The 9,929-nt window shown below is 34.6% G+C and carries 12 protein-coding genes and 1 tRNA gene; 4 read left to right on the forward strand and 9 right to left on the reverse strand.

Going from position 1 to position 9,929, the window contains the following annotated elements:
• Positions 1-44 precede the first annotated feature (44 nt).
• A complete protein-coding gene (locus tag QHH19_05230) occupies positions 45-710 on the reverse strand; it encodes a UbiA family prenyltransferase (GenBank protein ID MDH7517728.1) in 666 nt (221 codons plus the stop codon).
• Between the two features lie 472 nt (positions 711-1,182).
• On the opposite strand from QHH19_05230, the gene QHH19_05235 reads away from it, so the two are divergent.
• Positions 1,183-1,551 carry a response regulator gene (locus QHH19_05235; protein ID MDH7517729.1) on the forward strand — a complete coding sequence of 123 codons (369 nt, stop codon included), beginning with the start codon at positions 1,183-1,185 and terminating at the stop codon, positions 1,549-1,551.
• An 11-nt stretch (positions 1,552-1,562) separates the two neighbouring features.
• Positions 1,563-1,931 carry a response regulator gene (locus QHH19_05240; protein MDH7517730.1) on the forward strand — a complete coding sequence of 123 codons (369 nt, stop codon included), beginning with the start codon at positions 1,563-1,565 and terminating at the stop codon, positions 1,929-1,931.
• Positions 1,932-2,230: 299 nt separating this feature from the next.
• Here the strand turns inward: QHH19_05240 and QHH19_05245 are convergent.
• Positions 2,231-2,304 (reverse strand) — tRNA-Thr (locus QHH19_05245).
• A gap of 89 nt (positions 2,305-2,393) precedes the next feature.
• On the opposite strand from QHH19_05245, the gene rnhB reads away from it, so the two are divergent.
• Positions 2,394-3,050 carry a ribonuclease HII gene (gene rnhB / locus QHH19_05250; GenBank protein MDH7517731.1) on the forward strand — a complete coding sequence of 219 codons (657 nt, stop codon included), beginning with the start codon at positions 2,394-2,396 and terminating at the stop codon, positions 3,048-3,050.
• 314 nt (positions 3,051-3,364) lie between these two features.
• Here the strand turns inward: rnhB and QHH19_05255 are convergent, their stop codons facing one another.
• Together QHH19_05255 and serC are read right to left on the reverse strand one after the other, a co-directional pair.
• Positions 3,365-3,772, reverse strand: a complete 408-nt coding sequence (locus QHH19_05255) for a response regulator (protein ID MDH7517732.1) — start codon at positions 3,770-3,772, stop codon at positions 3,365-3,367.
• Between the two features lie 116 nt (positions 3,773-3,888).
• Entirely contained in the window at positions 3,889-4,974 is a 1,086-nt protein-coding gene (gene serC / locus QHH19_05260; GenBank protein ID MDH7517733.1) for a 3-phosphoserine/phosphohydroxythreonine transaminase, read from the reverse strand.
• A 166-nt stretch (positions 4,975-5,140) separates the two neighbouring features.
• Between serC and QHH19_05265 the strand changes: the two genes are divergently transcribed.
• Complete coding sequence (locus QHH19_05265) at positions 5,141-5,488, forward strand: hypothetical protein (protein ID MDH7517734.1); 348 nt, start codon at positions 5,141-5,143, stop codon at positions 5,486-5,488.
• On the opposite strand, the gene QHH19_05270 is transcribed toward QHH19_05265, so the two are convergent.
• The 5 genes from QHH19_05270 to QHH19_05290 all read right to left on the reverse strand — a co-directional run.
• Positions 5,489-5,788: a hypothetical protein gene (locus QHH19_05270; GenBank protein ID MDH7517735.1), complete on the reverse strand. Its 300-nt coding sequence runs from the start codon at positions 5,786-5,788 to the stop codon at positions 5,489-5,491. It abuts the gene before it with no gap.
• 4 nt (positions 5,789-5,792) lie between these two features.
• Positions 5,793-6,401 (reverse strand): hypothetical protein, encoded by a 609-nt coding sequence (locus QHH19_05275; GenBank protein ID MDH7517736.1) that lies wholly within the window; start codon positions 6,399-6,401, stop codon positions 5,793-5,795.
• Positions 6,388-7,146, reverse strand: a complete 759-nt coding sequence (locus QHH19_05280) for a metallophosphoesterase (GenBank protein ID MDH7517737.1) — start codon at positions 7,144-7,146, stop codon at positions 6,388-6,390. The genes QHH19_05275 and QHH19_05280 overlap by 14 nt, the downstream gene beginning before the upstream one ends.
• Positions 7,143-9,731, reverse strand: coding sequence for an ATP-dependent helicase (locus QHH19_05285; GenBank protein ID MDH7517738.1), 2,589 nt, complete (start codon positions 9,729-9,731; stop codon positions 7,143-7,145). Before QHH19_05285 ends, QHH19_05280 begins: the two co-directional genes overlap by 4 nt.
• 38 nt (positions 9,732-9,769) lie before the next feature.
• Positions 9,770-9,929, reverse strand: a 160-nt coding sequence (locus tag QHH19_05290) for a saccharopine dehydrogenase C-terminal domain-containing protein (protein MDH7517739.1), incomplete at its 5' end; no start/stop codon positions are given.

A 9,929-nucleotide genomic window follows, 5' to 3' on the forward strand; every position in this document is an offset into this window, starting at 1 on the left:
ACCAATTATACTTCCAATTGCCCCAAGACCAACAACTGCGTATTTCATTTTTTCTCCATAAATTCATATCTTTTTCTTAGCAGGTATTGAGAAAAAAATGTAACAGTAAGTGCAATAATATAGATAGAGATTGCAATGTAGATGTCGGTGACACCAACTATTAAGGCAGATGCTAAAGTTATTCGTTCTAAAACAAAGAATTCATGATATTTCAAAGCTTTTTCTCTAGAGTAATCACTAATTGATCTAAACAGGTATATATAAAGGGAAATCAGGATCAAAACATCTATTATCATGACATAGTAAAATTCCGTCTTCAGAAAGTTATATATGCAAGGTAAGATAAGAGTTAGGGGTAACCAAATTATCGTTAAAACTATTGATATAATTGCTGATTTCTTAACTCCGTACTTAACAGGTATAGTTCTGTATCCTCCTTTTTTATCGCCTTCTACGTCCCTTATTGCTCCGACTAAGTTACTGTTTGTATCGTGTAGGAGAAATATGATTGCTAGTAGCCAGATGTATATGGGTAATTCAGATATAGAGTAACCAGTTGAAAACACTCCGAAGAAATATGCAGCTACAGTTACTAAACCTCTATTTAGATTACCTAATATTTCACGAGATTTAGATATTTTTGCATATGAGAATACCAGTGCTGCTACGATAAAGACCAGGAGTACATTTTTAGATTTAGTAAAAAACATAGAAGGAATCCTGTTATTGCGAAAATTACTCCTGTTATAAGTGCCTCAGATGGTTTGATTCTTCCAGAGGGTATTGGTCTATGTGGTTTTTGTATTTTGTCTAATTTTCTATCTAGATAATCAGATAGATAAAGTCCTGCTATCCAACCCATCATAGGGATGAATAAAGAGAGTAAAGCGATTTTTAGGGTAGGAAAACTTCCATAAGTTATGGAGGTTCCTGCTAAGCTTGCGAGCCCGCACCATATGACAGTATATAATCGCCATGTTTCTAAATGCGCAAAAAGTTTATCTTTTAGGGTATATCTTTGGTTTGAGTTCAATTAAGGATAACCTCCCCTATTTAGATTCTAGTAATTGAGGTTATCAGATTTAAATCTTTTACATTTTTTGGATGCGTTAATTTAAAAACATGTTATTGATATACGGTAAAAGATGTTACAGTTGTTATTTTAAGATGGAGAGATGAAGAATGAAAAAAATAATGGTTGTTGATAATGAGCCGGATATCGTTGATCTTACTAGAACTGTTCTTGAGCTGGGTGGTTATAATGTGGTACCCGCCTATAGTGGTGAGGAATGCCTCAAGAAGCTTGACAAAGAAACCGTTGATCTAGTTCTTTTGGATATTATGATGCCTGGTATGAGTGGCTGGGATGTTTTTAATAGAATCAAAAAGAAGTCACCAAAGGTTAAAGTGGCTTTTATGAGTGTTCTTGAGATATCTGATAAGAGGAAACAAGTGCTTCTAGACGAGGGACTTGCTGATTATATTATGAAGCCTTTTGATAAAGAAACGTTACTTAGTAGAGTGGATAATATACTGAAGGAAAAAGAGTAAATTCTGTAGGTATGGCTAAAAAAATAATGATTGTGGATGATGAGCCTGATATATTGACTACTGTTGGGAAGATTTTGGAATTAGATGGATATGAAGTCATCAGGGCGGTTAATGGACGGGATTGTCTTGATAAGTTAAATGTTAATACGCCTGATTTGATTCTTTTGGATATTATGATGCCTGAGATGAGTGGCTGGGATGTTGCAGCTAGGATAAAGGAGAACCCTAAGTGGAATATGATACCTATAGTTTTTCTTACTGTTAAGAATGATGTTATGAGCAAGGGTATGGGTAGCCTTGCTGCTGAGGATTATATTACTAAACCTTTTGATATAAAGGATCTCAGAAATCGTGTTGAAAAAGCGTTAAATAAATGCTAGTATAGTTTTGTTTTAATAAACAGATTTTTGTGGTTTTTATTTGTTTTTTGATAATGGTTGTACAACAAGTCTTTATAAGATGAAACACTAAATATTATCATTGAAAATAGTAAACTGAGGGAAGGCAAAAATATGATTTGTAAAAAATGTAAAAAAAGGTTTGGTGTAGAGGGTGTTGACTACTGGAGTGTTGAACTCAGTTTATGCTCTGTATGTGAAACAAGTAAGGAGTAAGAGCAGGTTTTTTTTGAAATTTTTTGTTGATTCTCTACCTAATTTTAGGAAATTAACTGGCTTAAAGCCGCCGAAGGGATTTGGACCCTTGACCTGCTGATTACGAATCAGCTGCTCTACCAGGCTAAGCTACGGCGGCATCCTGTGTTTGAATATGGTTTGGTATTAAAAAATTGCCTATTGTTTTTTCCGTAACATCTTTTTACCCAGATATATTACTAGATTAAGATGATTGGTGGTCTCGATGAAGCGGGTCGTGGTCCAGTTATTGGGCCTCTTGTTGTTGCTGGTGTAGTTTTTGAAAACGATGTTTTTCTTAAAGAAAATAATGTGTGTGACTCGAAAAAGTGTACACCAAAAACAAGGGAGATGTTGGCTGAGAAGATAAAAGCCAATGCAGTATCTTATGAGATAGTAGTGGTTTCTGCATCTGATATAGATGATTTGCGCAAGGTTATGACTTTGAATGAGTTGGAGGTTAATATTTTTAGTAGAATTATAGATAAGTTGAGACCAGATTTTTGTTATGTTGATTCCGCGGATGTAGACGATAAATGTTTTGGTAAGGATATATTATCTAAGTTGTCTTTTAAACCAGAGATTATATCTAAGCATAAGGCTGATGAGATTTATCCTGTAGTTGGTGCTGCTTCTATTCTTGCTAAAACTGTTAGGGATGAGCATGTGCGTAAGATAGCGGTGGAGCTTGAGCCGAAATTAGGTATTCCTTTGGGTAGTGGTTATCCAGCTGATCCTGTTACTATGAATTTTCTTAGAGCTTGGGTTGATAAGTATGGGGATCTGCCTCCTCATACAAGGCGTTCTTGGGAGACTGCTCAGAAACTGTTGAAAAATGTTAAAATTAGGAAGTTGGGTGATTTTTGATATTGATTGTGTGTAATCTTTAGAATCCAAAAAATATATATTTTAGTATATACTTAAGAGTATTCTTAATAATATATTTTAAGAGATATAGGTACTTGCTAAAGAGTAATTTAGGCCTGGATCAAAAAAAGCAGGGAATTGGTGAATGAACTAGATTCCTTGAATCTGGAGGTATATGTATGTGATCCAGACCTATCTAAATAGGGATGGGATGTTGATGCTGTGAGTTTAGTGAAAATATTTAAAGATATCTAGAGAAAATGACAAATTGTAAAAATATCAAGTTTGACAAAATTGTATGAAAATTTATTATGTTATGTTCCTGTTGTTATCTTACTTTTTTTAGCGTCTAGGTATATTTCACATTTTCTTACGCTTTCTATAAGCTGTTTGATATCAATTGGTTTTGTTAAGTAGTCGTATATATATGGATAAAGTTCTTCTAGTTTCTGGTGGTCTTTTGTTCCTTTACCTGTGATAATTTCTATTGCTACTTCTCTTATTAAATCTCGTTTGATTATCTCTTTTATTGTATCCCATCCATCCATTTTTGGCATCATTATATCCATCAGTATTATGCCCCTGAAACCTTTTTCTAGTTGTCTTAAGCACTCTTCTCCGCTTTCTACTGTTATCACCTCGTATCTTTGTTTTTCAAAAATGTTTTTCAAAGATTTTAGTATGTCAATTTCATCATCAACAACCATAATTTTGTTATTCATTATAGTTCTCTCCACCCACAAACAGATTGATATCCCATACCATGATAATTATTTATCATTAATTGTATTTAAACCTATTCTGTAAAAATGTCAATAAGAAAAAGTAAAAAAAGAGGTTATTGGTTGTTTTCTTTAAATTCCTCTAAAAACTCACATAGTGCTTGTACACCCTCTATAGACATAGCATTATAGATAGAAGCACGCATACCACCAACGTCTCTGTGACCTTTCAAACCAATTAAACCTTTTGCTTTTGCTTCTTCAACACATTTAGCCTCAAGCTCTGGTGTAGCAAGGTTAAATGTAACATTCATAAGTGAACGGCTTTCTTTCTTTGCAACACCTTTGTAGAAACCATTTGATTTATCTATTACATCGTAAACCATTTTTGCTTTTTTACGGTTATGTTTCTCAATGGCTGGTATTCCACCTAATTCTTTTAGATGCTCTAAAACAAGTTCACATAAATAGATAGCGAAGCATGGAGGTGTGTTGTATAAAGAGTCTTTTTCCGCATGTGTCTTCCATTTAAGCATAGTTGGTGTATTCTCAGGAACCCTGTTGATTAGATCCTCACGTACTATAACAACGGTTACACCAGCAGGGCCAAGGTTTTTCTGAGCACCGGCGTATATCACACCAAATTTTTTTACATCAATAACCTTGTCCATAAAATTAGAGGACATATCACAAACTAAAGGAACCTCATCTGGTACCTTTGGCCATTCATGCCATTCTATTCCACCTATTGTTTCGTTACCAGTTATATGAGCAAAAGCTGCTTTGTTACTAAATTGTACATTAGTTGGTATATACGAGAAGTTTTGGTCCTCAGATGATGCAACTATTTTTACTTCACCATATAGTTTTGCTTCTTTGATCGCTTTTTTTGCCCAAGCACCAGTATTAACATACTCCATATGTTTACTTGGTATCTGTAGGTTCAATGGTACCATAAAAAACTGGGTTGAGGCACCACCCTGAAGCCATAATACTTTATAGTCGCTGGGTATGCCCATTAGTTCCCTGAGCAGTTCGGATGCTTTCTTATGTACCTCATCGTATTGTTTTGATCTATGAGATATTTCCAAAACAGACATTCCTGTTCCATGGAAATCTAATAATTCTTCCTGCGCCTTTTTAAGTACATTAAGTGGTAGAGTCGCAGGTCCTGCATAAAAGTTGTAGACACGTTTTGTCATAAATTATTCACTCCCTATATTTTTGAACCACTGTATAAACAAACTGGATTTAAAGAATTCGGTAAAACAGGTTTTGATAACAACTGTAAAATATATCTGATAACAATTGTACAACAAGTGCTTTATAAAGAAAAACACAAAACAAGATATAGTGGTGAAAACAACTATGAAAATACTACTAATGAAAGCCTTAAAAAACAGGTTTGGCATGGAAAAAGAAGATGCGATAGAACTAGCAAAAACAGTAGAAAAAATTTTTAGAGGAAGAAAAGAAGTCGAAGACATGAACATAGATAAGTATGCACGTGCCCTGCTTTATGAGCTACAAAAAGAAAGGCTACTTAATCTAAGAAGAGAAGAATTCAAAGAAAAAGGTAAATGGATAAGGAAATACTACTGGTCTTTTAACAACGATGCTATAAAAAAAGAGGCGTACAGAAAACAGAGAGAGGATAAATACAAGATATATGAGAAGATACCAAAGGAAGCCTGGCTGTTACATACCTACTCTTAACTAGTTGTTTATATCAGGCGGGGTATAGGATCGATAATAGTTGTAATAGTCTCTAACTGTTTTTTCTTTTTTTCTTTCTTCGTTAATCTCGTATCTTATATCAGCTATTATTTTGTGGAAAGAAAATATTGCCATAGAGAGGCTTATTACTAGTATTATTAGGATAAATTGGTAGGGATTTTCTTTTAAAAGCGAGATAAAACCATTCCTGATAATGTAAGCAACTAATAAGAATAGTGATATCAAAAAGAATTCTAATGAGAATATGAATGTTATGCCAAGTTTTTTTCTATTTACCATCTTCTTAAGATGTGGTTGTTTTGCTAGTACTTAAATATTTCTTTATTTCTTGTTCGAATCTATTTAATTTCAACATGGATTTTTCTATAACTTCGTTTGCGATATCCACCAAAAGATGTAGATGTTCGTCGTTACAAAATAAAACACCATCTTTTCCGATAGGAGCATCAAGCCGTTCTGTGCTACAAACCTCAACAACTATTTTTTTACCAATTGATTTTAGAGCAGAGTTTTTGAAACCACTAGCATTAGCGATTTTCACCATTTTATCTGCTGCTATGGCTGTTTTTGCAGAGATATGTAATATAGGTGGTTGAGCTAGTATCCATAGCAGACCAGTTTCAGCTTCTTTAACCTTAGACATTAACTCTTTGGGTTTTATGGTTCTATGCCATATACCTACGAATCTAGCGTTCTTTTTATCACCAATTGAGGGTATCTCTAGGAGAACAATTCTACCTGCGCAACTACTTGAGGTGTAGTATTTATTGGAATCATTTATTATTTTTAGTATAGGAACGATTAGCTCATCCACTCTTTTATTAGCATATGCTTCCTCTAATGACTGCAACGCTTGTTCTTTTGCATCTAAAAAATCTTTATTGCCGCTCATATAATTCTCTCATCTGTCTTATACTAGGGAAAGGTAAACATTTTTCTCCCTCAATTATACCAATTGCTTTAAAAGCATCGATATCTATTTTCCTTAATAATGGTGATAGTAGCTCTGTTTTAGTTACAAGGTTCACATCGATGCCTTGAGCAAAATAGCTGAAAGCGGGTAAAACCAACAGATTTTTATCATGAATTTTTCCGTATAGGAAGCTTTTCATTTTTTCTTTCACGTTTATATCACTGTATAACCCTAATGATGGATGTTCATGAGCGAGTACAAGATTTTTTTCTTTAATATCACTCAAGTTAATATCTTGATGACCATGGGTGAAATAGAAATCTCCTTCTTTGAATTCCTTATATAAATTTATATTATGTTTCTTAGTGATTCTGTTAATAAAATTGTCATGATTACCTTTTATAACAATAACTGTTTCGAAAATATTTTTAAGGTAATCAAAAAAACTGCTGACCTCGTGGTATTCATGATATCCTGTCTCTGAGAACTCATGTTTAACGTCGCCATTGATCAGAATGCGACTTGCTCTTATATGCCCATAAATATCATTTATATCCCCGACGATTTTTTTGTATTGTATCTTCGGTATGAACATACCCTCTTCTGTAGCAGCTGTCTCATATCCTAGGTGGAGATCAGCTATTACTATGAGATCAAGATCGTCGATGTAGATGGCTGGGAACGGCTCAATGATTCTTATTTTATCAAATAATTTTTTTATCATAGTTTTTTCATCATCGCTTCATGTAGCTCAATTAATCTTTGTCGTCTGTCTTTCATAAGCACAATATCTGCTTCACCTAAGACTATGAGGTTATGGGCAAACGGTGAAGGAACAGGAGTATCTACTACCTCAATAGAGATTTTACCTGTTTTTATATCTTTTATTAGTTTTTTTGTGTTCTCTATATCCATGATGTCCTCTAGTATCTCACGGTATGTCTCACGTACAATTGGGAAATCTTGGTCTATCTCCTCACACACGTTTAACAATGTCTGAGAGTTTATCTGTTGTTTTCTCACACTTATTTTATGGCCCTTGTAGTTTCTTAGTACAAGAAAACTCCTTGAAGCAGTGTGTCTAAATCGTCGTTTCATCAACTCTGTTCTACGGATATTGTTTTTTAAAAGTTCTTCGATGTTTACTTCACATATTTCTTTGATAACCTCTTTAATATCAATTTTTTTATCTTTCGGTAATACAAGAGAGAAACCGTTATCGTTTATTGTTGTTAAAATATCTGATTTAATTTTTTCCCCAATTATTATAGCAAAAACTCTAGATATAGCATCATTTACTCTTCTCCCATATAGCACATGGAAAATTATGAGTTTACGGTTTTTTAAATCCCTGGTATTCTCTATTATAATTTTGTTTGCTGTTTGAATATTTTTGAGATACTGATATTGTGCTTTGAAGTATTGTTGGATAGCCTTTTTTGATCTACTATCAGCTGGTAGATCTTCTAATAGTTTAGCTACATTACCCTGGTTTTTATTTTTCATTGCGATGAACATTTTTTCTCTGAATTTTCTTATCTCATCTGCTAGTTCATAGCTCAGTGGCAGTAGTTCTGAGAACCAAGCTGGTATAGTTGGTGTTTCTTCTTTTTGTTCTTTGACGAAGCAGTGCATACCACGAGCATATCTGAATTCGTATGTTTTCCCACCTAGTACAAAGATATCTTTTTTCCTTAGTCTCTCTAAGAACTCTTCTTCGATGCTTCCAACGTATCTTTTATTATCGACTGTGTAAACATCCACTTTTACCTCATCTGGTATTGTGCCTATGTTGAGGTAATAGATGACTTTTGTGTATTTACCTCTTCTTCCAAATACTCCTTCTTTTTCATCGAACCATATCTTGCCGTAGATGTTTCTGTCTTCTAGATCAACGTGATGCCCAGCAATGTAGTGTAATACTTTAATAAAGAGATTGTAGTCAAGGTTATGATAACAGTAACTGTTTTTCACTAATTTATATGCTTCATTAACTGACCATTTTTTGTGTAAACCCATACCAACGATGTGTTGTATTAGTACATCCAGGCAGTTATGTGGTATCCTTATTTTGTCCAGGTTTCGCTCCATCGCGCATTTAAGCATGATAGCGCATTCCACAAGGTCATCCCTATCCATACCTATGATTATTCCTTTTGCGGTATCTTCTAAACCATGCCCGCTTCGACCTATACGTTGCACGCATCTGGTAACAGATTTCGGTGACCCTATCTGCACAACAACATCTATGAAACCGATGTCTATGCCTAACTCCAAACTGGTTGATGAGATCACTGCTTTTAGTAACCCTTTTTTTAGTTTATCTTCAACGTCCCACCTTGTATCGCGTGATAAAGAACCATGATGCGCCGCTATTAATTCCTCATCATGCACCCCTGTGGTTTTTAGATGATGAACAACACGTTCTGTGCCTGAACGAGTATTTGTAAAAACCAGGGTCGTCTTATGCATTTTTATCACCTTGTCCAGCTCGTCGTACATCAACTTGTTCATCTCGTCAGCATCAGTATATATTATATCATCTGTTGGACAAACAAGTTTAAGATCAAACGGTTTAAACCATGATACATCAACAACCCTACAACTCCTAGGATTACCGTTTTCATAGCCTACAAGATAGCGTGCAGCTTCTTCCAAAGGATATAATGTTGCCCCTAGCCCAATACGGACAAAATCTCTGCCAACAACCTCCCTAAGTCTTTCTATACTCAGGCTAAGATGAACACCTCTTTTGTTAGAAGCAAGCTCATGCATCTCATCTATAACCACCCATTGAATAGTCTTCAATTTCTCAACAAAACGCCTAGAATTCAAAATGATCGCAAGACTCTCAGGTGTTGTGATTAGTATATGCGGAGGTTTACGTAACTGTTTCTGTTTTTCATAAGAAGATATATCACCTGTTCTTATGCTAACCCTGATACGGTTAAGCTCATTTCCAGAAAATTTGTTAATCTCCTCGAGAGGAGAAATAAGGTTTTTATAAATGTCATTATTCAGAGCTCTCAACGGACTAACATAAACACAGTAAACACCATCTACAAGTTTATTCTCCTTGCTTAATCTAAACAGTTCACTAAGTATAACCATAAAAGCAGAAAATGTTTTACCAGAACCAGTAGGAGCAGTGATCAAAATGTTCTTCTTCTCAGCGATAAGTTTAAAAGAAAAACGCTGCGGTGGAGTCAAGTTTTTAAACTTAGATGTAAACCATCGTCTAACATGATCCTCTAAGCAAGCAAGGTTTTCCTCATCTGACCAAGGTTTTTTGATAAAACTAATCCCCATATATCAACCCTAAGAAACGAGTTCTCTTTATAAACCATTCAGTTTACTTTCTTGCTAATAAAAATATCTCTTTTTCTGAGTTCACCAAAAAATGGTTTACATGGTACTATCTCTTCTGGGCAGAACACACCACGTTCTTTTATCGTCCCATCAGCTATCATCTGGGTGATAATTGAGGCTGGGTAGCCTGTTGTACGC

This window comes from Candidatus Thermoplasmatota archaeon (genome assembly GCA_029907305.1).
In the GTDB taxonomy this organism is placed as follows: Archaea; Thermoplasmatota; E2; order DHVEG-1; family DHVEG-1; genus JARYMC01.

Coding starts and splice junctions, on each gene's coding strand:
- QHH19_05230 (MDH7517728.1), bottom strand. CDS start 710: ATGTTTTTTACTAAATCTAAAAATGTACTCCTGGTCTTTATCGTAGCA.
- QHH19_05235 (MDH7517729.1), top strand. CDS start 1,183: ATGAAAAAAATAATGGTTGTTGATAATGAGCCGGATATCGTTGATCTT.
- QHH19_05240 (MDH7517730.1), top strand. CDS start 1,563: ATGGCTAAAAAAATAATGATTGTGGATGATGAGCCTGATATATTGACT.
- rnhB (MDH7517731.1), top strand. CDS start 2,394: ATGATTGGTGGTCTCGATGAAGCGGGTCGTGGTCCAGTTATTGGGCCT.
- QHH19_05255 (MDH7517732.1), bottom strand. CDS start 3,772: ATGAATAACAAAATTATGGTTGTTGATGATGAAATTGACATACTAAAA.
- serC (MDH7517733.1), bottom strand. CDS start 4,974: ATGACAAAACGTGTCTACAACTTTTATGCAGGACCTGCGACTCTACCA.
- QHH19_05265 (MDH7517734.1), top strand. CDS start 5,141: ATGAAAATACTACTAATGAAAGCCTTAAAAAACAGGTTTGGCATGGAA.
- QHH19_05270 (MDH7517735.1), bottom strand. CDS start 5,788: ATGGTAAATAGAAAAAAACTTGGCATAACATTCATATTCTCATTAGAA.
- QHH19_05275 (MDH7517736.1), bottom strand. CDS start 6,401: ATGAGCGGCAATAAAGATTTTTTAGATGCAAAAGAACAAGCGTTGCAG.
- QHH19_05280 (MDH7517737.1), bottom strand. CDS start 7,146: ATGATAAAAAAATTATTTGATAAAATAAGAATCATTGAGCCGTTCCCA.
- QHH19_05285 (MDH7517738.1), bottom strand. CDS start 9,731: ATGGGGATTAGTTTTATCAAAAAACCTTGGTCAGATGAGGAAAACCTT.